This window comes from Paraburkholderia kirstenboschensis, from assembly GCF_904848585.1.
GTDB lineage: Bacteria > Pseudomonadota > Gammaproteobacteria > Burkholderiales > Burkholderiaceae > Paraburkholderia > Paraburkholderia kirstenboschensis.
The window spans coordinates 506,958-530,853 of the sequence record NZ_CAJHCR010000004.1 but is presented as its reverse complement, the minus strand read 5'-3'; the positions used below and the strand labels follow the sequence as shown (position 1 = coordinate 530,853).

Sequence of the window (23,896 nt, the reverse complement as noted above, 5' to 3'; positions counted from 1 at the left end):
TCTTCATCAGCCCACCTGCTAGCTCTGCATCAACCGCTTCTGTCGTGCGACGCTCATGATCAGCCCGATTGCCACGCCAAGCGTGGTCAGCGCGGTGCCGCCATAACTCATGAATGGCAGCGGCACGCCGACCACCGGCAAGATGCCGCTCACCATACCGATATTGACGAACGCGTAGGTGAAGAATGCCATCGTCAGAGATCCGGCCAGCAGGCGTCCGAATAGCGTCGCGCCGTTGGCGGCGATATACAGCCCGCGCGCGATCAGCAACATGTAAAGCGTGAGCAGTACGACGCCGCCCGCGAGCCCGAATTCCTCTGAGAACACTGCGAAGATGAAGTCAGTGTGTTTCTCGGGGATGAACTCCAGGTGCGCCTGTGTGCCCTTCAGCCAGCCCTTGCCGAGCGGGCCGCCGGAGCCGATCGCGATCACCGCCTGAATGGTGTGGAAGCCCTTGCCGAGCGGATCGGAAGTCGGGTCGAGCAGCGTGCAGATGCGATGCTTCTGATAGTCGTGCATGAGCGGCCACTGCACTTCCGGCTGGCAGATCTTGTCCTGAAACGCCGCAATCGAGCCGACCGCGATCACTCCGGCAATCAGCACCGGCACGATCAGTTTGAAGCTCAAACCCGCAAAGTAAATGACGAAGAAGCCAGCTGCGAAAACCAGCACGGCGGTGCCCAGGTCGGGCTGTTTGGCGATCAGTCCCACCGGCAGGGCAAGAATCACCAGCCCGACCAGAAAGTCGTACCAGCGCATCACGCCTTCGCGCCGCTGATAGTACCAGGCGAGCATCAACGGCGTCGCGATCTTCATGATCTCCGACGGCTGAATCACCACGCCCACGTTGATCCAGCGCTTCGCGCCCTTGCGCGTGAGGCCGAACATCGCCACCGCAACGAGTAGCGCGATCCCGAATGTATAAAGCGGGACCGCGAAGCGCATCAGCGTGGTGGGTGGAACATTCGCGAGCGCCCACATCAGCACGAACGTCAGCATGATGTTGCGCAACTGGTCTTCCACGCGGCCGGGTACATCGAGACTCGCGCTGTACAAGGTGACGATGCCCACGCACAGCAGCAGAAACACCACCAGTGCGAGCGGGCGGTCGAAGCCTGCGAACATCCGCTTGATGCGGTCGATCCAGGCGCGCTTGTCGAATTGCATGCCTTTCTCCTTACTCGTCGATGCCGCCGGTAACCGGCTGGCGTGGCGAGGTGGCTTGAGTGCCGTTATCGCGCGATGGATCGCGCAGCGCAGTGGTTCCGGAGCGCGCGGCGGCTGGTGCCGGCTCGCTCGCCGGTCGCGGTTGGCGCGGGGTGCCTGATTTGCGCGGCGCCGGGTTCTTTGCTGCTGACGCGGGTGTGGCCGGTGTGGCCGAGGCCGGCAGTTTTGACGTCGTCCCTGCGCCCCCCGCTGATGCGGACGACTTCGAACTCGCCGCAGGGGCAGACGCCGCAGCCGCTCCAGACGCGGCACCTGCGCCCGAAGCCCCGTTCGCCGCAGCCGCCGCGGCGGCAGCCGACGCCGCAGCCGCAGCGGACGCCGCTCCCGGCATCGGCAGCGCGGTGAAGCCCGCAGCGATCTTGACCGGCTGCCCGGTTTCCTGCGGCGCCGGCGCACCGCCGACTTCCGGCGCGGATGCGTCCTCGGTCGCCGACGCCGCTGCCGCAACTGCCGCCGCTTCCGCGCCCGGTTTGTTCTTGCCGACGAGGTAGTAGTCGAGCACCTTGCGCGCGATCGGGCCGGCCGATTCGGCGCCCCAGCCGCCGTTCTCCACGATCAGCGCGAGCGCGATCTTGGGTTGCTCCGCCGGTGCGAAAGCGATGAAAAGCGCGTGATCGCGCAAGTGCTCCGCGATCGCATGGCCCTTGTAGTTCGCGCCTTGCAGCGAGTACACCTGCGCCGTGCCCGTCTTGCCCGCGGCCACATACGGCGCGCCAATGAACAGCTTCGACGCCGTGCCGTTCGTTACGACGCCTTCCATCGCACGCTTGATGATGTCGATGTCGGACTGCTTCACCGCGATCTTGTCGCTCGGATCGCGCACGACCGGGCGCGTGTCTTTGGTGATCGGATTTTCAATGTCGCGCACGAGGTGCGGCTTCATCACCACGCCGTTGTTGGCGAGCGTGGCCGTGGCGTGCGCGAGTTGCAGGATCGTGAACGAGTTGTAGCCCTGGCCGATGCCGAGACTGATTGTTTCGCCTTCGTACCAGCGCTGCTGCTCGGGCTTGCGGTAGGCCTTGCGCTTCCATTCCGTGGAAGGCAGGATGCCGCGCGCTTCGCCGGAAATATCAATACCCGTGATCTGGCCGAAACCCCACGGTTTCATGAAACCGGCAATGGCGTTCACGCCCAGATCGTGCGCGAGCATGTAGAAGTACGTGTCGTTCGACACGACGATGGCGCGGTTCATGTCGACCCAACCCTGACCCGAGCGCACGTCGTTGCGGAACGTGTGACCGCCGAAAGTGTAGGAGCCGGGGTCCTGAAAGCCCCAACCCGGAGTGCGCTTGTGCAGCGATAGCGCGGCGAGCGCCATGAACGGCTTATACGTCGAACCTGGCGGATAAGTGCCGTGCAGCGGCCGGTTCAGAAGCGGATGGTCGGGCGAGTTGTTGAGTTCGTCCCAGGTCTGCTGGTCGATGCCGTCGACGAACGAATTCGGATCGAAGCTCGGCGCGGAGACGAATGCCAGCACGTCGCCGGTGGCCGGCTCGATAGCGACGAGCGCGCCGCGGCGGCCCGCGAACGCCTGCTCGGCAACCTGCTGCAAGCCGATGTCGAGCGACAACACGAGGTTGTTGCCCGGCGTTGCCTGCGTGCGCGACATCGTCCGCACGGGCCGGCCGCCGGCGGTGACTTCGACTTCCTCGAAACCGGTCTGGCCGTGCAACTCGGTCTCGTAGCTTTGCTCGACACCGATCTTGCCGATGTAGTCGGTGCCCTTGTAGTTATTTGCGTCCAGACGCGGATCGTAGTGTTCCGGATCGCTGTCGTTCTGATCGCTGGCGTCGTCGATACGATCTTGGTCGCGCTGCGAAATGCGGCCAATGTAGCCGATCACGTGCGCCGCCGTCGGCCCGAGCGGATATTGGCGGAACAGGCGGGCGCGCACTTCCACGCCCGGAAAACGGAAGCGCTGCGCGGTGAAGCGCGCGACTTCGTCGTCGGTCAGACGGGTGCGGATGGGCAGGCTCTCGAAGTTTTTCGAGTCTTCCTGCAGCTTCTTGAAGCGGCGTCGGTCACGTGCGTCGATTGACACGACCGAGGCCAGATCGTCGATCACTGTTTCGAGCGGCGCGCCTAGCTTTGACGGCGTGATTTCGAGTGTGTAGGCCGAGTAGTTCTTGGCCAGCACCACGCCGTTACGGTCAGTGATGATGCCGCGGTTCGGCACGATCGGCGCGACGGAAATGCGGTTTTCGTCGGCCTGCAGCGAGTATTTGCTGTAGTGCCACACCTGCAGGAACAGGAAACGAAAGCCGATCAGCCCGAAGCAGACGAACACGAACAGGCCCGCCGCCGCGACCCGCAGGCGGAACTTCGAGAGCTGTTGCTGAGTGTCCTTGAATTCGGTCATGCGATTCTGCAAAAGGCCGGGCGACGGCCATCATGAGTGTGCGCCTGATCCGGCCTGAACCGGAAGGCATGAACAGCGATGGGCGTCGAGCGGGCAGAAAAGGTGAGTTCCATGAGGACCGCCTGCGCGCTCGACGCCTCGTTAAATCGGCCGCGTGTCGTCGGGGTCGGCCGGCCGGCGTTGCGGCATCAACAGCAGCAGGCTGGCGACGGGCCACAGCGCAGCTTCGACGAATCCGTCGATCAGATAACCCCATCCGGGAAAGGCCGCGCCCGTCAGCAGACGGATGACGAACGGCACCAGTTGGGCGATCACCAGCAGCGGCATGACGGCGAAAGTCTGCACGCCAAGCGACATCCACAGGACGCGGCGATGAATCGTGATCGCGCCATACGACAGCAGCGTGTACGCGAGCGCGTGCTCGCCGAGCAGGCTGGCGTTGTGCACGTCCATTAGCAGACCGAGGAAAAACGCGATGCCCATGCCGACCTTGCGCGGCTGATGCACGTTCCAGAACAGCAGCACGAGCGCGACGAAGTCAGGCACGCCGATCAGGCGCCCCCACGGCATCAGGTTCAGCAGAAACGCTGCAGCGAGGCTGAACGCGATGAAGTACGGATTGACCGGCTGCAGGATGTATTGCGGACGGTTCATGGCTTTGCCCCCGGCGCGGCTTGTGGCTTGGCTTTTTCGACGGCGGCGGGTTTCTTCGGCGCAGCGGGCTTCTGGTCGGCGGCGGCCGCTTTACCGGCCGCGCCGGCTTGGCCAGGCGCGCTTGCCGCGGGCTTGGGCGCGGCGTTCTTGTCAGCGGTCGGCTTTTCCGCTGGTTTGGCGGATTTCTCGGCGGCGGCCTTGCTGTCGGCGGCTTTCGCGCCCTTCTTGCCCTTCGCGTCTTTGGCGGACGGTTCCGGCTCTTCTGCCGGTCGCGGCGGCACGTCGGCCACGTAGTGCAGCACCAGCAACTGACGTGCACCGCGCACCGGCGCGATCGGCAGGCAGATCACACGCGCAAATGCCGTGTCCGCCTGTCTATCCACGCGGACCACTTTGGCGACCGGCAGTCCCGGCGGATAGACGCCGTCGAGCCCGCTCGTAACGAGTTCGTCGCCCGTCTGGACGTCGCCGCTGATCGGCACGAAGCGCAGATCGAGCGTGTCGCCCTTCGGCGTGCCGTAGATCACGCTGCGCAAGCCAGTGCGAACGATCTGCACGGGCACAGCCTGGTCCTTGTCGGTGAGCAGCGTTACTTCGGCTTGTAGCGGGAACACGCGGGTAACCTGGCCGATCACGCCGTCTTCGTTGACAACCGGCGAACCGTTCTGGATGCCTTGCTGCGCGCCACGGTTGATGACGACCTTCTGCGTGAACGGATCGCGAGTGTCGTACTGGATTTCAGCAGGCAGCGATTGCGTGGTCGCACGCTGCGACAGTTGCAGCAACGCGCGCAAATGGGCGTTTTCCGCAGATAGCTCAGCGGCCGTATTCGCCTGCTGTGCGAGCTGGAGGTTCCTGGTGTGCAACTTTTCGTTGTCGCTGCGCAGCGTGGCGCTGGTCACGGCCAGATCGGCGGCGCCCATGAAGACGTCGCGCGGCACGAGCGCCGCGCGTTGTAACGGATAAAGACCCGCGCCGAGCACGCCGCGAACGATTTCGAGCGTTTTGAAGCGTGCGTCGGAGATCAGCAGGGCCAGCGCGAGCACGACGAAAAACAGCAGTCGGGCGAGAGCGGATGGGCCTTGCTTGAACAGGGGCGGCGGACTGTATTCCATGGTCGGCGCCGGGGGCGTAAGCGGTTGGGTGAGGCGGCGGCGCGCTGGAAACGCGGGTTCAGCGTACGGAGGCTGGTTGGCCCAGCCAACGGCAAACCGGCCCGCAGGGGGCCGTTTGCCAGATCCGCGCTACTGACATCGATCTCGCTCGCTTACTCGTACGAGAAGATGCTGCCGAGCTTGTCCATGCGTTCGAGCGCCATGCCCGAACCGCGCACGACGCACGTCAGCGGGTCTTCAGCGACGAGCACCGGCAGACCGGTTTCTTCGGCGAGCAGGCGGTCCAGATCGCGCAACAGCGCACCACCGCCCGTCAGCATCATGCCGCGCTCGGCGATGTCAGCGCCCAGTTCCGGCGGCGTTTGTTCGAGCGCAATCTTCACCGACGAGACGATCTGGTTGAGCGGATCGGTCAGTGCTTCGAGAATTTCGTTGCTGGAGATGGTGAAGCTGCGCGGAATGCCTTCCGACAGATTGCGGCCCTTCACTTCCATTTCCTTCACTTCGGAACCCGGGAAGGCCGAGCCGATTTCCTTCTTGATGGCTTCGGCGGTTTGCTCGCCGATCAGCATGCCGTAGTTGCGGCGGATGTAGTTGACGATAGCTTCGTCGAACTTGTCGCCGCCCACGCGCACGGAGCCCTTGTACACGATGCCGCCGAGCGAGATCACGCCGACTTCCGTCGTGCCGCCGCCGATGTCCACAACCATCGAGCCGGTTGCTTCCGACACGGGCAGGCCGGCGCCGATTGCGGCGGCCATGGGTTCTTCGATGAGATATACCTGCGAGGCGCCCGCGCCGTGAGCAGCTTCCTTGATGGCGCGGCGCTCGACCTGGGTCGAACCGCACGGCACGCAAATGATGATGCGCGGCGACGGCGAGAACATGCGCGACTCGTGAGCAGTTTTGATGAACTGCTTGATCATCTGCTCGGTCACCGTGAAGTCGGCGATCACGCCGTCTTTCATGGGGCGGATCGCCTCGATATTGCCCGGCACCTTGCCAAGCATCTGCTTGGCTTCCTTGCCGACTGCCTGAATGGTTTTCTTGCCGTTGGGACCGCCTTCCTGGCGGATCGAAACCACCGACGGTTCATCAAGAACGATGCCCTTGCCACGCATGTAGATGAGCGTGTTGGCGGTGCCTAGATCAATCGCCAGATCGTTGGAGAAGTAGCTGCGCAAAAAACCGAACATTCAAAATCCTGTCTCGCTTGGGGCCGGCCCTCGCAACGATGCGCAGGGCGGCAGCGGAAAAAAATAACAGCTTCAACCGGGCGAAGCGGCGCCACCGGAACTTGAAGCTGCGAGGGAGTCTACCGGAGGCCGATGCAAGTCCAAGTCAGAAATATCCGAACTATCTTTACGAATTGTCCAGAAAGGCCTTGGTAAGTCGGTCCGGGTTTGGGTCGAACGCGTAATGATACCTTATAATTTTGGATGTTTTGAAGGAAACGGACGGCACTTTTTGCCGCCGCTGGCCCCTTTTTCGAGGTCATCCTCCCGCGTCGTAACTCGCTGTCGCAGCGCTCTTTTCCTGCTGCGGCGGTCTGCCACTTTTTCCGGTGACTGCATGGCTTTGACCCTGACCGATGTTAAGCGCATCGCGCATCTTGCGCGGCTCGAACTGGCCGACGCCGACGCCGAGCACACGCTTGCCCAGCTCAACGACTTTTTCGGCCTCGTCGAGCAGATGCAGGCGGTCGACACCACGGGCATCGCACCGCTTGCCCATCCGATCGAACAGATCGAAGACGTCGCGCTGCGCCTGCGCGACGACGCGGTGACCGAAACGATCGACCGCGAAGCTTTTCAGCGTCCCGCGCCGGCCGTGCAGGACGGTCTGTATCTCGTGCCGAAGGTGATCGAGTAAGGCCGCATGGCGAGCCCCGCGCGGCCCGCGAGCAGCGAGTCGTGAAACGGCATGCCGTTTCACGACCGGCGCTCGTGCCGTTGCCTGTAGCCGATACCCCGGCGGGGCTTGTCAGCGCGCAATCGAACGCCTCCACGGCAGCGTGATCCGCGCTGCCGCGCTTTCCAGGACAAAACGCAATGCATGAAAAAAGTCTGACCGAACTGCGCGCCGCACTGGCGGCCAAGGAATGCTCCGCCGTCGAACTGGCGCAGCTTTATCTCAAGCGCATCGACGCGGCCAATAGCCTGAACGCTTTCATCCAGGTCGACGCCGACTTGACGCTCGCGCAGGCGAAAGCCGCGGACGCGCTGCTTCACGCGGGCCACGGCGGTCCGCTGACCGGCCTGCCGATCGCGCACAAAGACGTGTTCGTTACCAAGGGCTGGCGTTCCACTGCCGGCTCGAAAATGTTGTCGAATTACGAAAGCCCATTCGACGCCACGGTGGTCGAGCGTCTGCAGAAGGCTGGCATGGTTTGCCTGGGCAAGACCAACATGGACGAGTTCGCCATGGGCTCGTCCAACGAAAATTCGTACTTTGGTCCGGTGCAGAACCCGTGGGATCGTCAGGCCGTGCCGGGCGGATCGTCGGGTGGTTCCGCGGCTGCAGTTGCTGCGCGCCTCGCGCCCGCCGCGACCGGCACCGACACCGGCGGCTCCATCCGTCAGCCGGCGTCGTTCTCGGGCATCACCGGCATCAAGCCTACGTACGGCCGCGTATCTCGCTACGGCATGATCGCGTTTGCGTCGTCGCTGGATCAGGGCGGCCCGATGGCGCAAAGCGCCGCCGATTGCGCCACGCTGCTCAACGCCATGGCCGGCTTCGACGAGCGCGATTCGACGAGCCTCGTGCGCGACGACGAAGACTACACGCGCTATCTCGGCCAGCCGTGGAAACAGGACGGCGCGGGCAAGCCGCTCGCCGGCCTGCGCATCGGCTTGCCGAAAGAGTATTTCGGCGCGGGTCTCGCCGACGACGTGCGTGCGTCCATCGACGCCGCGTTGAAGCAATACGAAGCGTTGGGTGCAACGCTCGTCGAAGTGTCGCTGCCTAAAACCGAGCTGTCGATCCCGGTCTACTACGTGATCGCGCCAGCGGAGGCGTCGTCGAACCTGTCGCGTTTCGACGGCGTGCGCTTTGGCCATCGCGCCGCGGAATATCGCGATCTGCTCGACATGTACAAGAAGTCGCGGGCCGAAGGTTTCGGTCCGGAAGTGAAGCGTCGCATCATGGTCGGCGCTTACGTGCTGTCGCACGGGTATTACGACGCGTACTACCTGCAGGCGCAGAAGATCCGCCGCATCATCGCGCAGGACTTCCAGGAAGCGTTCAAGCAGTGCGACGTGATCATGGGACCGGTCGCACCGTCGGTGGCGTGGGATTTGGGCGCGAAGGGCGACGACCCGGTGCAGATGTATCTCGCCGACGTCTACACGCTGTCGGTGAGCCTCGCCGGTTTGCCCGGCATGAGCGTGCCGTGCGGCTTCGGCGCGGGCGCAAACGCGCAGCGCCCTGTGGGATTGCAGATCATCGGCAACTATTTCAATGAAGCCCGGATGCTCCAGGTGGCCGATGCGTTCCAGCGCGCGACCGACTGGCACCGTAAAGCACCGGCAGGAGTGTGAGCACCATGACCAAGCAATGGGAAGTCGTGATCGGTCTGGAGACCCACGCGCAGCTGTCCACGCAATCGAAGATTTTCTCGGGCTCCCCGACGCAATTCGGCGCCGAGCCCAACACGCAGGCGAGCCCCGTCGACCTAGCCTTGCCGGGCACCTTGCCGGTAATGAACCGCGGCGCTGTAGAACGCGCAATCCAGTTCGGTCTCGCAATCGGTGCAACGGTCGCGCCGCGCAGCATCTTCGCGCGCAAAAATTATTTCTATCCCGATCTGCCGAAGGGCTATCAGATCAGCCAGTACGAAATTCCCGTCGTGCAGGGCGGCCAGGTGACGATTCAGGTGCCGGCCAACGAGAAGGGGGGCAAGGAAGCGTATTCAAAAGTCGTCAATCTCACCCGGGCGCACCTGGAGGAAGACGCAGGCAAGTCGCTGCACGAAGACTTCGCGGGCATGACGGGCATCGACCTGAACCGCGCGGGCACGCCGCTGCTCGAAATCGTCACCGAGCCTGAAATGCGCAGCGCGGCGGAAGCCGTTGCTTACGCAAAAACACTGCATACGCTCGTCACCTGGCTCGGCATTTGCGACGGCAACATGCAGGAAGGATCGTTCCGTTGCGATGCGAACGTGTCGGTGCGTCCGGTCGGTCAGGCGGAGTTCGGCACGCGCGCCGAGATCAAGAATCTGAACTCGTTCCGCTTTCTCGAGGAAGCGATCCAGTACGAGGTGCGCCGTCAGATCGAACTGATCGAAGACGGCGGGACGGTGGTGCAGGAAACGCGTCTTTACGATCCGGATAAGCGTGAAACGCGTTCCATGCGCAGCAAGGAAGACGCGCACGATTACCGCTACTTCCCCGATCCCGATCTGATGCCGCTCGTGGTCGACGCGGCGTGGGTGGCGCGCGTGAAGAGCGAAATGCCGGAGTTGCCCGAAGCGATCCAGCAGCGCTTCGTGTCGCAATACGGCTTGACGCCGTACGACGCCAACGTGCTCACGTCGAGCAAGGCGATGGCCGCGTACTACGAAGCGGTAGTCGCGAAGGTCGGCGCGGGCAATGCCAAGGTCGCGGCGAACTGGCTGATGGGCGAGGTGTCGTCGCAGCTGAATCGCGAGGGTCTCGATATGGCCGACTGCCCAGTGTCGTCCGCGCAACTCGCGTTGCTGCTGCAGCGTATTGCCGACGGCACGATCTCGAACAAGATCGCAAAGGAAATTTTCCTTGCGATCTGGGAAGAGAAGGCCACCGACGAAGCCGCCGCCGACCGCATCATCGAAGCGAAGGGCTTGAAGCAGATTTCCGACACGGGCGCGCTTGAAGCGATCATCGACGAAGTGCTCGCCGCGAACCAGAAGTCGGTTGAGGAGTTCCGCGCGGGCAAGGAGAAGGCGTTCAACGCGCTGATCGGTCAGGCAATGAAAGCGACGAAGGGCAAGGCAAATCCGGCGCAGGTCAACGAACTGCTGAAGAAAAAGCTGTCGTGAGCTGGAACCTGGCTGACGCTGAACTGAAGTGCGGTTAAAGAGAAGATACGGAGACAATACGGCTGAAGCGCTCGCGCTTTGACGACAGCGGGCTGTTGCCAGAAACGAAAGTTGGGGGCAACGGCCCGTTTCATTTTGCGGCCGCGCTTTTGCGAGCCGCTGAACGCAGATCACGGAGTGTGTGGATGGCGAAGCAACCCGAGCTCGACGATTTCCGCGTGCCTTATTTCGAAAGCAAGAAGAACGGCAAGTTTTCGCTCGACGATTTCGATCCCGCTGCAAAGCCTTTTTCGACGGGATCGAAAGACGCCGACCGCGCGCGTCTGTCAGAAATTGGCGCGAAGCTCGACAGCTTGCAGGAATGCCTGCATGCGCAGCAGAAGCGGCGCGTATTGCTGGTCCTTCAAGGCATGGACACGAGCGGCAAAGACGGCACGATTCGCGCGGTGTTTCACGAGGTCGATCCGCTCGGTTTGCGCATTGTGCCGTTCAAGGCGCCGACGCCCACGGAACTCGCGCATGATTTCCTCTGGCGCGTGCATTCACAGGCGCCTGCGGCCGGCGAGCTAACCATTTTCAACCGCAGCCACTACGAAGATCTGCTGGTGCCAACCGTCCTCGGCGCGCTCGACGAAGACGCGTTCGACGTGCGTTGCCGACACATTCGCCACTTCGAGGAGTTGCTCGCCGACAGTTGCACGACAATCATCAAGTGCATGCTGCATATTTCGAAAGACGAACAACGCACGCGCCTGCAAGCGCGGATCGACGACCCGACCAAGCACTGGAAATTCGACGTCTCCGATCTCGACGCGCGCAAACACTGGGACCAGTACCAGGTCGCGTATCGCGACGCGCTGGCCGCGACTTCGACCGAATACGCGCCGTGGTACGTCATTCCCGCAGACTCGAAAACGCATCGCAACCTGATGGTCGCCGAATTGCTGTTGCGCACTTTTGAGGCGCTGAAGCTCGAATATCCGCCCGCGAAGGAATCGCTGAAGGGCGTCGTGGTCGAGTGACTTTCGCAGTTCGCCCCGAACGAATCTCACAAACGAATTGAAGATAAAGGAACGACATGTTGCGTGTGATTACCGCCAACCTGAACGGCATCCGCTCAGCGGCGAAGAAAGGCTTTTTCGACTGGTTCCGCGAGCAGAACGCCGACGTGCTCTGCGTGCAGGAAATCAAATGTTCGCAGGACGACATGACGCCGGAATTCCTCGCGCCGCACGGTTTTACCGGCTATTTCCAGCACGCCGTGAAGAAAGGCTATAGCGGCGCGGGTGTCTATACGCGTCATGAGCCGGACGAAGTAGTGATTGGGTTCGGCAGCGAAGAGTTCGATCCGGAAGGGCGCTACGTCGAACTGCGTTTCGGCAAGCTGTCCATCGTGTCGGTGTATGTGCCGTCAGGGTCGAGCGGTGACGAGCGCCAGCAGGCCAAATATCGTTTCATGGACGAGTTCATGCCGCATCTCACGGAACTTGCCCGCGAGCGCGAAGTGATCGTGTGCGGCGACGTGAACATCGTCCACAAGGAAATCGACATCAAGAACTGGAAGAGCAATCAGAAGAATTCGGGTTGCCTTCCGGAAGAGCGCGAGTGGCTCACCAAGCTGTTCGACGAAGTCGGTTACGTCGACGTATTCCGCACGCTCGACCAGCGGCCGGAGCAATACACATGGTGGAGCAATCGCGGCCAGGCGTATGCGAAGAACGTGGGGTGGCGGATCGACTACCAGATCGCGACGCCGGGCATCGCGAGCAAGGCGAAGCGCACGGACGTGTTTCGCGACATCAAGTTCAGCGACCACGCGCCGCTGACGGTCGACTACGACCACGACGTGAAGAAGTGAGCTTCGCGTTTGTCGTCAGGCGGCTTGAACACCGGAGCCGATCCTGAACAACCTCTGACGAGACGCGTGCGGACCTGTTCGAGTCGTCTTAATCGCGCGCGAGCTTGCGACGCGGGCGGCCAATGCCGGCGTAGTCCGGGAGCGCATCCACGGTCTTGCCGATGGCCTTCGCATAGAGCGGCAGCATATCGGGCAAGCGCTTGATGATGTCCTCGCGGCGCGCCGGCGTGTACGGGTGCACGTAGATGAAACCCTGCTCCCGATTGCTGCGCGTGGCCTGAGCGAGTTTGTCCCAAAGCGTGACTGCCGCGCGCGGATCGAAGCCCGCGCGAGAGGCGATGTCGCTGCCGATCACGTCGGCTTCCGTCTCATCAGTGTTCTCGTACTTCATTTCGAGCAGGCGCGAGCCGATGCCGAGCGGCGCCATGCCCAGATCCGCAAGACCGAAAAGCTGTGGAATCGTGCCGGACGAATTGAGCTGGCTCGCCTGCAACTGACCGAGCCGCTCCCGCGCATGTTCACGCAGCGCATGCGCGATCTCGTGGCCGATCAGCATGCCGAGTTCGTTGTCGTTCAGATGCGCGCGGTCGAGCAGCCCGCCGTACACGACAATCTTGCCGCCCGGGAGGCAGTACATACGAACGTCGGGCGAGCGCACCACGGCTACATCCCACTTCCAGCCCTTCGCCCGCTCGTTCCATTTGAGCGAGTACGGCACCATCTTGTCGACGATAGAGCGCACGTGTGTCACGTGCGCGTCGGTGTCGCCGTAGAGGCGGTTTGCATGCTCCGCGCCGTACGCAATCTGGCTGAACTCGTCTGCGGCTTGCGCTTCGAGCACCGGCGACGGGACCAGGTTACGGAACACCAGGTAGCCGCCAAAGCGCAACTGGTTGTTCGGACTGTACGGTGCCGACGCGGGCACGCCCGCTGGGGGTTTCGCCACACCAGTGGGCGACGATGTTGCCGTCGGGGTTCGCGCCATAGCGGGCGATTGCGCCGATGCGCCTGGCGGCGTGCCCGCGGCCTGCCCGCTGCCGGAGCCGGTTGCGTTGGCGGCACTGCTCGCGGCGGGTGTGGCGGAGGTGGCGCTTTCCGTACCGGCGGCTGCCGCTGCGGGTTTTGCGACCGGTGCCGGCGGTGTCGGCGATGTCGCCGTCGTTGCATTAGCGGTCGTGCCGGCGGTGGCACTGTTACCGGCAGCCGGGGCCGCGGCCGGGGGGGCCGCAGCCGCCGCCGCATAGGCGCCGGAGGACGCGCCGGCGCTCATCAGGCTCAGACAGCCAAGGCGTAACGCGGCATGCAACGCGCAGCGGCCGGCCTTGCCCCACGCAGCGCGCGGGATCGGCGACAACAACCGCTTCGGCAGAAGCACCTTCACGACCTGACTCTCCACGGCGCAATGCGCAACAGAAGCAGCATGCCCGGCACGGCCAGCGCCGTGCAGACAATGAAGTAGTCGAACCAGCCGATCTTTGCCACCACGTAGCCGCTCGCCGCCGATGCCAGCGTGCGCGGCACCGAAGCGAGGCTCGTGAAGAGCGCGAACTGGGTGGCCGTGTAACGCGGGTCCGTGGTGCTGGCGATGTATGCGGTGAAGGCCGCCATCGTCAGACCAGTGGAGAAGGTTTCGAAACCATAGACGAGCGCGAGCGCGACCGAGCGCGGCTCGAGTTGCACCGACCAGTCGATGCCGATCGCGGCGAGCAGCCTCGTCGTGCCTTCGCTTATCCACACGGCGATGTCATAAACCGCCGTCAAACCGGGCGAAGCGGGCCCGAGATGCGCGAGCCATGCGAAGCCGAGCGTCGACACCATTTGCAGGATGCCGAAGATCCACAAGCCCCGTCCGATGCCGATTTTCATCAGCCAGATACCGCCGACGATTCCGCCCGCGAGACTCGCGCCGAACGCCGTGGTTTTCGCGATCACGCCGATCTGAGTGCGCGAGAAGCCGATGTCGAGGAAGAACGACGTGGACAACGTCGTTGCCATCGTGTCGCCGAGCTTGTAGAGAAAGATGAAGCCGAGCACGAACAGCGCGCCGCGCCAGCCGTCGCGCTCGAGGAATTCGCGGAACGGCTGCACGATCGCTTCGCGCAGATTCTTGGGCGGCGTGCCGTGCACTTCGGGTTCGCGCACGACGAGTGTCATCACCATACCGGGCACCATGAACGCAGCGGTCACCATGAACACGGTAGTCCACGGCAAATGATCTGACAGAATCAGCGCGAGAGACCCGGGTACTAGTGCGGCGATCTTGTAGGCGTTCACGTGCACCGCGTTGCCAAGGCCTTGTTGTGTGTCGCTTAACAACTCACGCCGGTATGCGTCGATCGAAATGTCCTGGCTTGCGCCGAAGAATGCGACCAGCGCCGTCAATGCTGCGACCGTCCAGATCGAGTCGCGCGGCGAAACGAAGCCCAACATTGCGATGGCGCCCGCGACCAGAATCTGCGTGACGAGCATCCAGCCGCGCCGTCTGCCGGGACGCCAGCCCGGAAAGCGCGGGACGTAGCGGTCCATCAACGGAGCCCAGATGAATTTCCAGGTATACGGAAACTGGATCAGCGCAAAGAGGCCGATTTCCTTCAGATTGACGCCTTCGGAGCGTAGCCACGCCTGCACCAGATAGACGAGCGTGAACAGCGGCAATCCCGACGTAAAGCCGAGAAAGACGCAGATCAGCATGCGCGTATTAAAAAACGCGCGCCAGCCGGGATGTTCTTCGTGAGCGGTAAGTGCAGGCGCCTCGTGCGGCGGGTTCGACATGTGGATAATTTGCGTTAGCTTTTCTTGACGCGATAGACCGCAAGACTACCACGCCAGTTCACCCCCCATCGCACGGTCTGACCGTCATGCAGCACTACACGGTCGAGAATTTCGATGCCGACTTCGGGTGCGAGCGCCTCGAAATCCTTGATGGTCAGCACCCGCACGTTCGGCGTGTTGTGCCATTGATAAGGCAGCGACTTCGACACCGGCATGCGTCCCTGCAGCACGGAAAGACGGTGCGCCCAGTAGCCGAAGTTCGGGAACGACACGATACATTCCCGGCCGACCCGCACGGTCTCGCGCAAAATCGCTGCGGTCTGGTGAATGGTTTGCAGTGTCTGCGACAGAACCGCGAAGTCGAAGCTGCCGTCTTCGAAAAGGCGCAGGCCGTCTTCCAGATTCTGCTGGATCACGTTGACACCGTTTTGCGTCGCGGCCAGCACGCCGGCGTCGTTGATCTCGATGCCGTAGCCTTGCACGTCCAGTTCCTCGGTGAGCAGCGACAACAGCGAGCCGTCGCCGCAACCGAGATCCAGCACGGTGGCGCGCGGTTCGACCCAGCGGGCGATCGCGCGAAAGTCCGGGCGCAGCGCCAGATAGTCCAGGGCTCGCTGGTTCATGCGTTCACCTCGTTCGCAATGCGTTCGTAGTAGGCGCGCATCAGGTTGTGATAGCGCGCGTCGTCGAGCAGGAAGGCGTCGTGACCGTGCGGCGCGTCGATTTCCGCGTAGGTGACGGTGCGCTTGTGGTCGAGCAGCGCCTTCACGAGTTCGCGCGAACGGGCCGGTGCGAAACGCCAGTCGGTCGTGAAGCTCGCGATCAGATATTTCGCCGTTGTATGCGCGACGGCCGCTGTCAGATCTCCTTCGAAGGCTTTAGCCGGATCGAAGTAATCGAGCGCGCGTGTGATCAGTAGATAGGTGTTGGCGTCGAAGTAATCGGCGAACTTGTCGCCCTGATAGCGCAGATACGACTCCACCTCGAACTCCACGTCGAAGTTGAAGTTGTATGCGTCGAGCGCGCCCTCTGCGCGGCGCAGCGACCGGCCGAATTTCTCGGCCATGTCGTCGTCCGACAGATACGTGATGTGGCCGATCATCCGTGCGACACGCAAGCCGCGCTTCGGCTTGACGTTATGCGCGTAGTAGTTGCCGCCGTGGAAGTCGGGGTCCGACAGAATCGCCGAGCGCGCCACCTCGTTGAACGCGATGTTTTGCGCCGACAACTTGGGCGTCGACGCCACCACGATGCAATGCGCGACGCGCTCCGGGTACATCATGCTCCACGCGAGCGCCTGCATGCCGCCGAGGCTGCCGCCCATGACAGCGGCAAAGCGTGTGATGCCGAATTGATCCGCGACGCGCGCCTGGGCGTTGACCCAGTCTTCTACCGTGACCACGGGGAACGTCGCGCCGTACGGATTGCCGGTGGCAGGGTCGATGCTCATCGGGCCGGTCGAGCCGAAGCACGAGCCCAGGTTGTTCACGCCGATCACGAAAAATTTGTTGGTGTCGAGCGGCTTGCCGGGGCCGACCATGTTGTCCCACCAGCCGATGTCCTTGGGATTGTCCGCATAAACACCTGCAACGTGATGCGACGCGTTCAGCGCATGACACACGAGTACCGCATTGCTGCGCGCGGCGTTGAGCGTGCCGTAGGTCTCGACCATCAGGTCGTAGTCGGCAAGCGAGCTGCCGTTCTGCAGACGCAACGGCTCGGTGAAATGCATTTTTTTTGGAGCGACGATACCGATCGATTCCATTCATTCCGCCATTTGACAAAGACAGGGCGGCTAGACGGCGTCGGCAAAGCACGGAGGAACGACTTGTGCGCGGCTGACGACCTCTTTAGCCGCATTTGTAGTGAACCGCGGAAATTTTCCACTGGTTCGCGCGCCCGCAATCGAGTCAGCAAATCGGCGCGTACTAAGGTTTCACAACAGGAATTCGCCCACGTATTCAGACGTGTTCTGAAGCGCGGCATTAGAAGCTGGGAAGCTGTTTCCGAAGACATTCAGGGCCGCAGTCAGGCGCAAAGTATAGCGGAAAATTCCGCGCGGCAGCGTCTTACGGCCCGCTGGCGCGCCTTCCCCGGCGGACTACTGAAGGATCACCCGCAATTGGGAATCCGCGTCGGCGGCCGGCATACGCACGAAGCCGCTGCGAACGAAGCGATGCCAGCGGCCGATGATGTAGCTGAGCAGCAGGCTTGCCCTCACGGCCGGATCGTAGTCGGCCGGAACGGGCACCGGCGACGGCGCGTCTTGAGCGGATGTATCGGCGTTCGTTGCGGCTAAGCGCAGACATTGCTTCAGCGAAGCTTCCACGCGCTCGAGCATCTGATTGACGCGCACAGTCAGCCGCTCATGCTCACCGACCAGCGCCTCGCATGTCAGTACGCGCGTCATGCCAGGATTTTTCGCGGAGAAATTCAGCAGCATCAACGCGATTGCGCGCGCCTGCAGCACGCCGCTCTCCTCCTTGTCGACGATCTGGTTGATCAACCCGAAGATGGTCTGCTCGATGAACTCGATTAGTCCTTCGAACATTTGCGCCTTGCTTGCAAAGTGCCGATAGAGCGCGGCTTCCGATACGCCGAGCCGCGCCGCAAGCGCAGCCGTGGTGATTTTTTCGCTCTTCGGCGCTTCAAGCATGGACGCGAGCGTCTGGAGAATGTGCACGCGGCGCTCGCCCGGCTTCAGGCGCTGCGCGCGCGGTGCAGCCGGCGCGGCGGGATCGTGTTCGGCTAGGGCTTCGTCAGGCTTGTCGATCGGCTGCATGGCTGTCGTCCCGTCTGCTGGCGCTTCACTCGAACCGAGCGGGTGCTCAGTCGTAGCGATTTTAACGAACGAATGCTGCGATCGACATAGTGCGGCCGCCCTGTACCCGGCAGCCGCGTGGGCACGCCGTCCGCATGAGGCTTGCGCGGCAGATGGCCGGTGATCCACACCGTGCGGATGCCGAGCCGCCGGTAGTTCTTCAGGTGCGAGCGCGTGTCTTCGACGAGGATCACGTCTTTCAGCGACACATGAGCGTCGCGCATGGCCTTGCGCAACATCGCGTGGTCGGGTTTCGCGCGCCAGCGGCGCCGGTCGCGCATATGCTCGATGGCGATGACCTGCTCGAACAGACGCTCGATGCGAAGTTGCGCCAGCACCGCGCGCGCATAAGCTTCGGGTGCATTGGTCAGCACGATCTTGCGGCCGGGCAGCGCCGCGACGAGACGCGCGAGTCCACGCTCGTGACGGACCATAGAGCCGAGATCGGGGAACGTGTGCACGACCTTGAGGAAGTCGCTTGCGTCGAGCGGATGGTGGCGCGTCAGACCCAGCAGCGCAGCGCCGTAGCGCTGGGTGTAGCCGGTGCGCAGACGGTTGGCTTCGTCGAGCTCCACTTGCAGCGCGTCGATGATGTACTGCGTCATCGCCTGATTGATCGCGGGGAAGATGGCGTGCGACGCGTGGTGCAGCGTGTTGTCGAGATCGAACAGCCAGACCGGACGGCCGCCTGCGATGTGCGGACGGCGGCGTCGGGAAGTTGGAGTGCGCATGGTCAAGAAGGCCGTTCAGGCCGGAGCAATTGCTGCGCGCGGCGAACGTCGGCGTTCACGATACGGGCGGCGGATTTGCGGGGAAAAAGGAGGACTGGCTGGAGCGCCGTGGCGGCGCGCGGGAAGGCGCCGCGTTCTGCCGAATATGCCATGGAGGACATACGTTGCTGCAGTCTCGCCACAGGGCACATAAGGCGCGCCGGTTTGGCGTGCCTTATGTGCCGGGCGGGAGACAGCAATCAATGCGAGCGGATCATTGTGCCGAACGGCTGCTCGGTGAGAATTTCCAGCAGCACCGAATGCTCGATACGCCCGTCGATGATATGCACCGAGCGCACGCCGCTCTTGGCCGCGTCCAGCGCCGACGAGATTTTCGGCAGCATGCCGCCGGAGATCGTGCCGTCGGCAAACAGGCCGTCGATTTCGCGCGCGGACAAGTCGGTGAGCAGATTGCCTTCCTTGTCCATCACGCCGGGGATGTTAGTCATCATCACGAGCTTTTCGGCGTTCAGAACGACCGCCAGTTTGCCTGCGACGAGGTCCGCGTTGATGTTGTACGACAGGCCATCTTCGCCGAAACCGATTGGCGAGATCACCGGAATGAATGCGTCGTCCTGCAGCGCCTTCACAACCGCCGGATTGATGGCTTCGACTTCGCCCACCTGGCCTATGTCGACGTACTGACCAGGATTGTCGCGGTCGGGCATCAGCATCTTGCGCGCGTGGATCAGGCCGCCGTCCTTGCCGGTCAGACCGACCGCGTGACCGCCGAAGTGATTGATCAGCGTGACGATGTCCTGCTGCACTTCGCCGCCGAGCACCCATTCGACGACTTCCATCGTTTCTTCGTCGGTGACGCGCATGCCTTGAATGAACGTGCCCTGCTTGCCGACCTTCTTAAGCGCCTGGTCGATTTGCGGACCGCCGCCGTGCACGATGACCGGATTGATGCCGACCAGCTTCAGCAAAATGACGTCGCGCGCGAATCCCTGCTTCAGCCGCTCCTCCGTCATGGCGTTGCCGCCGTACTTGATGACCACGGTCTTACCGTGATACTGGCGAATGTAAGGCAGCGCCTCGGCCAGGATTTCAGCCTTCAGGGTGGGCGCAATCTGCGAAAGGTCGGGAAGCTCGGACATGGCGGCAGGCTCGGGCACGGAACAGTTAAAACACGGCGAATTGTACAGGACTGGCGCGCTGCAACAGGGTTTTCGACACGCGCGCCGGCGGCACGGGGCCGTCGTTTGCGCACTGCGCAAGCGGCGTTTGCAGCGCCAGCCGAAGACCGAGCGTACCGCGCTTGCCGCACGCCTGTGAACTAGCCGAACGGACGACTCACGGTAGGACGCCAGGCGTGGCATCATTTCCTCGTCGATGCTTCACGAGGCCATCTGCCTGCCATGAAACCGTCCGCTTCACGCCCGCAAGGCAGCGCGCGCTGCCCGCGCTGCGGCAACGCATTCGATTGCGCGATGCATGCAAAGCCTTTCGACTGCTGGTGCCGCGAAATGCCCGTACTGCCGCGCGACCGGCTGGACCCGGCCGGCCGTTGCCTTTGCCCTGAGTGTCTCGTTGCGGAAATCGCAAGAGCGGCTCAAGCCGAGCCTGGTGCGAATTTGCCGTGACCGCCGCAGGCTGCGGTGAAGCCGCGGCCGCGTCTTTGTCCCGTCAGGCCGCGCGGTGCCGGGCAGCGAGCGCATTGAGATCGCGGGCCACCGCCTCTAGCGCCGGGTCCCATTCGCCGAATTTTTCCTGGCGGTACAGCGTTGCGCCCGGATACCACGGGCTGTCGCGGCGACCGGTCAGCCACACCCAGTGCGGATTGACGTCGAGCAGCATCCACGTGCGCTGTCCGAGCGCGCCGCTCAGGTGCGCGGCCGACGTGCACACGGTAATAACAAGATCGAGCGCGCCGACAAAGGCGGCTGTATCGTCAAAGGTCGAAAATTCGGCGGTGTAGTCGGTGAGCGGCAGGCCTGCGGCGTTGGCCGAGCCAACATCGGCATGGGCACCGGGTTGCAGCGAATAGAACGCCACGTTCCGAATGCCGCCGAAGTGCTTCGCATAGCGTTCCCAGCCCACGCGGCGAAACGGATTGCGTTGATGACCATGGCTGCCGGTCCATGTGAGTCCGACCCTGAGCCTTGACTCGCCCGCAAGCCGTTGCTGCCAGCGCTGCACGGCAGCAGGGTCCGCATGCAGGTAGGGCGTGGTTGCGGGAATGGTCGCCTCGCGCGTGCCGAAGATCAGCGGCAGGCTCAGCAATGGAATCTCGAAGTCGAAAGGCGGCAGGGATTCGACGCCGCCGCCCGCCGAGTAGTGGTCGAGATGACCACCGAGACTCCGGGCGAGCAACGCGCCCATTTGCGGGAATGAATTCCATGCGAGGCGGCCACCTTCGCGATGCACACGCTCGGCCAGCATCGGAATGTAGCGGCTGAACTGCAACACATCGCCCATGCCCTGCTCACCCCAAACGAGCAACGTTTTGCCGGCGAGCGGCTCGCCGCGCCAGGTAGGTGCGGGCATGACGGGACGATTGCCGCGCAACTCGTACGAGCCGCTCCAGCGCGCCTCATGCGACAGCCAGCCGTTCGCATAATCGCCGCTCATGAGTTGCAGCATCGCGAGGTTCGAACGCATGCCGGCGTCAGCGGGCGCAAGCGTGCAAGCGGTTTGCGCGGCGTGCGTCGCCTCGGCCCAGCGTTGCGCTTCACGTAGTGCCAGCGCATAGTTGTTGTGGGCGTGCGGACTGAGCGGCGCGCACTGGACGGCTCGCGCGCCTGCTTCGAGCGCGCGAGGTACATCCATATTGTTGCGATAAACGTTCGACAGGTTGGTCCAGATGTTTCCATCGTCGGGTTGATCCCGGACCGCATGTTCGAGAAGCTCAATCTGTTCGCTCAGCTCGCCGTGGGTGAGCGCAAGCGCGCCGGCGAGATTGCAGCGGAGCGATGGCAAGGCGGGGTGGAGTGCGAGCGCGCTGCGATATGGAGCGATGGCTTCGCCGTGCCGGTTCGCCATTTGCAACGCGTAGCCGAGACGAAAATGCGCCTCGGCGTTGCTCGGGTCGAGTTGCGCAATAATGGCGGCCAGTTCAATTGCATCGCCGTGGCGCTGCTGGCCGATGAAAGCGTGGACGAGCGAGGCGAGCGACTCGTTCTCGTGAGGGTGCAGTTGCGCCGCGACATGAAGCAATTGCGCTTCGGATTCCGCAGCGCCGTTCTGCCCCGCCGCGGCGGCATGTCGGATAAAGTTAAGGAAAGCTGACGACATGTCAGAGGTGGCCATGGATAATTGCTGCCGAACGACCGGCGCGCGCTAACAAGGAAATCTATGGTATCGCCGTGCGGCGGCGAGATGATTCGGAAGCGTCCGAACGGGTAAACTGAAGTCATGCATCGTATAACCAACACGGGCCGGGTCAATCTGGGCCATCTGTTCTGGCTGCGCAGCCTCGCGATCATCGGTCAGTTACTGACAATCGCGTTCGTGCAGATCTTTATCGGCGTGCATTTGCCGTTGCCGGCCATGCTGCTCGTCATCTCGCTCGAGGTGCTCTTTAACGCACTCACGTGGTGGCGCGTCGCGCAGCAGCGGCCCGAATCGAACATGGAGCTGTTCGGTCAGATCTGGGTCGATCTCGGCGCGTTGTCTGCGTTGCTGTTTCTGTCCGGCGGCACGACCAATCCGTTTGTTTCGCTATACCTGCCATCGCTCGCCATTGCCGCAGCCGTTCTGCCGTGGCAACTGATGGCGTGGCTCGCCGCATTCGCCGTGGCCTGCTACGCAGTGCTCGGCTTCGACTCGGTGCCGTTGAATCTCGACAATCCCGCGAACCTGTTCGACTACTATCGCGCCGGCATGTGGGTCAACTTCATGGTGAGCGTCGGTCTGATTGCATGGTTCGTCGCGCGCATGTCACGAGCCCTGCGGCTACGTGACGCAGCGCTCGGAGACGCGCAGCAGCGCTTGCTTCACGACGAACGCGCGGTCGCGCTTGGCGTGCAAGCCGCTACCGTCGCTCACGAAATCGGCACGCCTCTGTCTACAATTGCGATGCTTTCCGAAGAACTGCGCGACGCGGCGCGAACCGATAAAGGGCTCGCGCCGTATAAGGCCGATCTCGAATTGCTCGAACAACAAATGGGCTTGTGCACGTCAGCGCTTGCCAGGTTGCGCAGCCGCGCAACGACCACGACCAACCGTCAACTCGTCGACGAGTGGCTCGAGTCGTTTGCCGAGCAGTGGCGCTTGCGTCATCCGCATGTGAAGTTCGAGCGGAGCGGCGCGCCGCCGGCCGATGTCAGTCTTGACGACACTGTTGCCGTCAGCCAGATTCTGACGATTTTGCTCGACAACGCCGCGCGAGCGAGCCGCGATCACGTCACGTTGTCGTGCAAGTTGACAGCGCGCGGCGATCAGGTCGAATTCGAAGTATGCGACGCCGGCCCCGGCATTCCAGCATCGCTGCGGGGCTCGCTCGGCGCTATGCCGGTCGAGAGCACGCAAGGCGGCCACGGCGTCGGCTTGTATCTGGCTTTTTCGGCGGCGGCGCGCCTCAAAGGTTCGATCGAATTGACCGACGTCAGCTCGATCAAGCCGCGTGGCACGCGCGCAGTTTTGCGGTTGCCGCTCACCGAGCGAAAAATTTCCGGCACGGGCCGTCAAGGCGCCGCACCATCCAACACGGAGAAACAGGCATGAGCGAAATGAATTTTCTGGTGATCGACGACGACGAGGTGTTCTCCGGCATCCTCGCACGCGGACTCACGCGGCGCGGGTACACGGTGAGCGAAGCGCACAACGCGGACGAGGCGATCAAGCTGGCAAACCAGCAGAAATTCAGCCAGATCACGGTGGATCTACACCTTGGCAACGACTCCGGCCTTACGCTCGTCGCACCGTTGCGCGATTTGCAGCCCGACGCTCGCATGCTGGTGCTGACCGGCTATGCGAGCATCGCCACTGCGGTGCAAGCCGTGAAAGACGGCGCGGACAACTATCTGGCAAAGCCTGCCAACGTCGAAACGATTTTGTCGGCGCTGCAAAGCGAGGCGAGCGCGCTTCAGGCGGAAGAGGCGATCGAGCATCCCACGCCGCTGTCTGTCGCGCGGCTCGAGTGGGAGCATATTCAACGCGTGCTTGCCGAGCATGGCGGCAACATCTCGGCCACCGCGCGCGCGTTGAACATGCATCGCCGGACCTTGCAGCGCAAACTCGCGAAACGGCCAGTCAAGCAGTAAGCGCGGCTTTATCGCTGAATATCACGCAAAAGAAAACGGGCTGCCTTTCTTCAGGCAGCCCGTTTTTTTGCGTTTGTTTAACGCTTCACGTCA

General features: G+C 62.9%; 21 protein-coding genes. 8 read left to right on the top strand and 13 right to left on the bottom strand.

Features of this window, described 5'->3' with window-relative positions; translation table 11 throughout:
- Nucleotides 1–18: 18 nt before the first annotated feature.
- The 5 genes from rodA to JMY24_RS15075 all read right to left on the bottom strand — a co-directional run bounded on the left by rodA (nucleotide 19) and on the right by JMY24_RS15075 (nucleotide 6,551).
- On the bottom strand, nucleotides 19–1,167 hold the full coding sequence (rodA, locus tag JMY24_RS15095) for a rod shape-determining protein RodA (RefSeq protein ID WP_128584223.1): 1,149 nt from the start codon (nucleotides 1,165–1,167) through the stop codon (nucleotides 19–21).
- A 10-nt stretch (nucleotides 1,168–1,177) separates the two neighbouring features.
- Entirely contained in the window at nucleotides 1,178–3,586 is a 2,409-nt protein-coding gene (gene mrdA / locus JMY24_RS15090; protein WP_201702333.1) for a penicillin-binding protein 2, read from the bottom strand.
- Nucleotides 3,587–3,727: 141 nt separating this feature from the next.
- On the bottom strand, nucleotides 3,728–4,240 hold the full coding sequence (gene mreD, locus JMY24_RS15085; RefSeq protein WP_020067261.1) for a rod shape-determining protein MreD: 513 nt from the start codon (nucleotides 4,238–4,240) through the stop codon (nucleotides 3,728–3,730).
- Nucleotides 4,237–5,355, bottom strand: coding sequence for a rod shape-determining protein MreC (gene mreC, locus JMY24_RS15080; RefSeq protein ID WP_201702331.1), 1,119 nt, complete (start codon nucleotides 5,353–5,355; stop codon nucleotides 4,237–4,239). Before mreC ends, mreD begins: the two co-directional genes overlap by 4 nt.
- A 152-nt stretch (nucleotides 5,356–5,507) precedes the next feature.
- The gene (locus JMY24_RS15075; protein WP_004189550.1) at nucleotides 5,508–6,551 is read right to left on the bottom strand and encodes a rod shape-determining protein; all 1,044 of its coding nucleotides are present in this window, start codon (nucleotides 6,549–6,551) and stop codon (nucleotides 5,508–5,510) included.
- Between the two features lie 376 nt (nucleotides 6,552–6,927).
- On the opposite strand from JMY24_RS15075, the gene gatC reads away from it, so the two are divergent.
- The 5 genes from gatC (at nucleotide 6,928) to JMY24_RS15050 (ending at nucleotide 12,233) form a co-directional block, all read left to right on the top strand.
- Nucleotides 6,928–7,227, top strand: a complete 300-nt coding sequence (gatC, locus tag JMY24_RS15070; RefSeq protein ID WP_128592152.1) for an Asp-tRNA(Asn)/Glu-tRNA(Gln) amidotransferase subunit GatC — start codon at nucleotides 6,928–6,930, stop codon at nucleotides 7,225–7,227.
- 179 nt (nucleotides 7,228–7,406) lie between these two features.
- A complete protein-coding gene (gene gatA, locus JMY24_RS15065; protein ID WP_201702329.1) occupies nucleotides 7,407–8,894 on the top strand; it encodes an Asp-tRNA(Asn)/Glu-tRNA(Gln) amidotransferase subunit GatA in 1,488 nt (495 codons plus the stop codon).
- Nucleotides 8,895–8,899: 5 nt separating this feature from the next.
- Nucleotides 8,900–10,375 (top strand): Asp-tRNA(Asn)/Glu-tRNA(Gln) amidotransferase subunit GatB, encoded by a 1,476-nt coding sequence (gatB, locus tag JMY24_RS15060; RefSeq protein WP_201702327.1) that lies wholly within the window; start codon nucleotides 8,900–8,902, stop codon nucleotides 10,373–10,375.
- Nucleotides 10,376–10,560: 185 nt separating this feature from the next.
- Nucleotides 10,561–11,397 (top strand): PPK2 family polyphosphate kinase, encoded by an 837-nt coding sequence (locus JMY24_RS15055; RefSeq protein WP_128594046.1) that lies wholly within the window; start codon nucleotides 10,561–10,563, stop codon nucleotides 11,395–11,397.
- A gap of 56 nt (nucleotides 11,398–11,453) precedes the next feature.
- Nucleotides 11,454–12,233: an exodeoxyribonuclease III gene (locus JMY24_RS15050; protein ID WP_128594047.1), complete on the top strand. Its 780-nt coding sequence runs from the start codon at nucleotides 11,454–11,456 to the stop codon at nucleotides 12,231–12,233.
- An 88-nt stretch (nucleotides 12,234–12,321) separates the two neighbouring features.
- Here the strand turns inward: JMY24_RS15050 and JMY24_RS38365 are convergent, their stop codons facing one another.
- The 7 genes from JMY24_RS38365 to argB form a co-directional block, all read right to left on the bottom strand.
- Nucleotides 12,322–13,614 (bottom strand): M48 family metallopeptidase, encoded by a 1,293-nt coding sequence (locus tag JMY24_RS38365; protein WP_236597406.1) that lies wholly within the window; start codon nucleotides 13,612–13,614, stop codon nucleotides 12,322–12,324.
- Nucleotides 13,611–15,005, bottom strand: a complete 1,395-nt coding sequence (locus JMY24_RS15040) for an AmpG family muropeptide MFS transporter (protein ID WP_201702325.1) — start codon at nucleotides 15,003–15,005, stop codon at nucleotides 13,611–13,613. The genes JMY24_RS38365 and JMY24_RS15040 overlap by 4 nt, the downstream gene beginning before the upstream one ends.
- A gap of 14 nt (nucleotides 15,006–15,019) precedes the next feature.
- Nucleotides 15,020–15,628, bottom strand: coding sequence for a methionine biosynthesis protein MetW (metW, locus tag JMY24_RS15035; protein WP_020067251.1), 609 nt, complete (start codon nucleotides 15,626–15,628; stop codon nucleotides 15,020–15,022).
- Complete coding sequence (metX, locus tag JMY24_RS15030) at nucleotides 15,625–16,770, bottom strand: homoserine O-succinyltransferase MetX (protein WP_201702324.1); 1,146 nt, start codon at nucleotides 16,768–16,770, stop codon at nucleotides 15,625–15,627. Before metX ends, metW begins: the two co-directional genes overlap by 4 nt.
- 336 nt (nucleotides 16,771–17,106) lie before the next feature.
- Nucleotides 17,107–17,787, bottom strand: coding sequence for a nucleoid occlusion factor SlmA (gene slmA / locus JMY24_RS15025; RefSeq protein WP_128594050.1), 681 nt, complete (start codon nucleotides 17,785–17,787; stop codon nucleotides 17,107–17,109).
- Nucleotides 17,754–18,557, bottom strand: a complete 804-nt coding sequence (locus JMY24_RS15020) for a pyrimidine 5'-nucleotidase (protein WP_128584927.1) — start codon at nucleotides 18,555–18,557, stop codon at nucleotides 17,754–17,756. Before JMY24_RS15020 ends, slmA begins: the two co-directional genes overlap by 34 nt.
- Before the next feature lie 239 nt (nucleotides 18,558–18,796).
- Nucleotides 18,797–19,696, bottom strand: a complete 900-nt coding sequence (gene argB, locus JMY24_RS15015) for an acetylglutamate kinase (protein WP_013337747.1) — start codon at nucleotides 19,694–19,696, stop codon at nucleotides 18,797–18,799.
- A 261-nt stretch (nucleotides 19,697–19,957) separates the two neighbouring features.
- Here argB and JMY24_RS15010 point away from each other — a divergent pair, with 261 nt between their 5' ends.
- Nucleotides 19,958–20,182 (top strand): cysteine-rich CWC family protein, encoded by a 225-nt coding sequence (locus JMY24_RS15010; protein WP_128584928.1) that lies wholly within the window; start codon nucleotides 19,958–19,960, stop codon nucleotides 20,180–20,182.
- 43 nt (nucleotides 20,183–20,225) lie between these two features.
- On the opposite strand, the gene JMY24_RS15005 is transcribed toward JMY24_RS15010, so the two are convergent.
- Entirely contained in the window at nucleotides 20,226–21,848 is a 1,623-nt protein-coding gene (locus JMY24_RS15005) for a tetratricopeptide repeat protein (RefSeq protein WP_128594051.1), read from the bottom strand.
- 105 nt (nucleotides 21,849–21,953) lie between these two features.
- Here JMY24_RS15005 and JMY24_RS15000 point away from each other — a divergent pair, with 105 nt between their 5' ends.
- Both JMY24_RS15000 and JMY24_RS14995 read left to right on the top strand, forming a co-directional pair.
- Nucleotides 21,954–23,264, top strand: a complete 1,311-nt coding sequence (locus JMY24_RS15000; RefSeq protein WP_128594052.1) for an ATP-binding protein — start codon at nucleotides 21,954–21,956, stop codon at nucleotides 23,262–23,264.
- Nucleotides 23,261–23,803 (top strand): response regulator transcription factor, encoded by a 543-nt coding sequence (locus JMY24_RS14995; RefSeq protein ID WP_007179684.1) that lies wholly within the window; start codon nucleotides 23,261–23,263, stop codon nucleotides 23,801–23,803. The genes JMY24_RS15000 and JMY24_RS14995 overlap by 4 nt, the downstream gene beginning before the upstream one ends.
- Nucleotides 23,804–23,896: the final 93 nt, after the last annotated feature.

What these genes read in the sequence shown, in the direction of transcription:
- JMY24_RS15020 (WP_128584927.1), bottom strand. Translation starts at nt 18,557, where the DNA reads ATGCGCACTCCAACTTCCCGACGCCGCCGTCCGCACATCGCAGGCGGC.
- argB (WP_013337747.1), bottom strand. Translation starts at nt 19,696, where the DNA reads ATGTCCGAGCTTCCCGACCTTTCGCAGATTGCGCCCACCCTGAAGGCT.
- gatC (WP_128592152.1), top strand. Translation starts at nt 6,928, where the DNA reads ATGGCTTTGACCCTGACCGATGTTAAGCGCATCGCGCATCTTGCGCGG.
- metW (WP_020067251.1), bottom strand. Translation starts at nt 15,628, where the DNA reads ATGAACCAGCGAGCCCTGGACTATCTGGCGCTGCGCCCGGACTTTCGC.
- JMY24_RS15075 (WP_004189550.1), bottom strand. Translation starts at nt 6,551, where the DNA reads ATGTTCGGTTTTTTGCGCAGCTACTTCTCCAACGATCTGGCGATTGAT.
- JMY24_RS15000 (WP_128594052.1), top strand. Translation starts at nt 21,954, where the DNA reads ATGCATCGTATAACCAACACGGGCCGGGTCAATCTGGGCCATCTGTTC.
- JMY24_RS15050 (WP_128594047.1), top strand. Translation starts at nt 11,454, where the DNA reads ATGTTGCGTGTGATTACCGCCAACCTGAACGGCATCCGCTCAGCGGCG.
- gatB (WP_201702327.1), top strand. Translation starts at nt 8,900, where the DNA reads ATGACCAAGCAATGGGAAGTCGTGATCGGTCTGGAGACCCACGCGCAG.
- metX (WP_201702324.1), bottom strand. Translation starts at nt 16,770, where the DNA reads ATGGAATCGATCGGTATCGTCGCTCCAAAAAAAATGCATTTCACCGAG.
- JMY24_RS14995 (WP_007179684.1), top strand. Translation starts at nt 23,261, where the DNA reads ATGAGCGAAATGAATTTTCTGGTGATCGACGACGACGAGGTGTTCTCC.
- JMY24_RS15055 (WP_128594046.1), top strand. Translation starts at nt 10,561, where the DNA reads ATGGCGAAGCAACCCGAGCTCGACGATTTCCGCGTGCCTTATTTCGAA.
- slmA (WP_128594050.1), bottom strand. Translation starts at nt 17,787, where the DNA reads ATGCAGCCGATCGACAAGCCTGACGAAGCCCTAGCCGAACACGATCCC.
- JMY24_RS15005 (WP_128594051.1), bottom strand. Translation starts at nt 21,848, where the DNA reads ATGGCCACCTCTGACATGTCGTCAGCTTTCCTTAACTTTATCCGACAT.
- mreD (WP_020067261.1), bottom strand. Translation starts at nt 4,240, where the DNA reads ATGAACCGTCCGCAATACATCCTGCAGCCGGTCAATCCGTACTTCATC.
- JMY24_RS15040 (WP_201702325.1), bottom strand. Translation starts at nt 15,005, where the DNA reads ATGTCGAACCCGCCGCACGAGGCGCCTGCACTTACCGCTCACGAAGAA.
- rodA (WP_128584223.1), bottom strand. Translation starts at nt 1,167, where the DNA reads ATGCAATTCGACAAGCGCGCCTGGATCGACCGCATCAAGCGGATGTTC.
- JMY24_RS15010 (WP_128584928.1), top strand. Translation starts at nt 19,958, where the DNA reads ATGAAACCGTCCGCTTCACGCCCGCAAGGCAGCGCGCGCTGCCCGCGC.
- gatA (WP_201702329.1), top strand. Translation starts at nt 7,407, where the DNA reads ATGCATGAAAAAAGTCTGACCGAACTGCGCGCCGCACTGGCGGCCAAG.
- mreC (WP_201702331.1), bottom strand. Translation starts at nt 5,355, where the DNA reads ATGGAATACAGTCCGCCGCCCCTGTTCAAGCAAGGCCCATCCGCTCTC.
- mrdA (WP_201702333.1), bottom strand. Translation starts at nt 3,586, where the DNA reads ATGACCGAATTCAAGGACACTCAGCAACAGCTCTCGAAGTTCCGCCTG.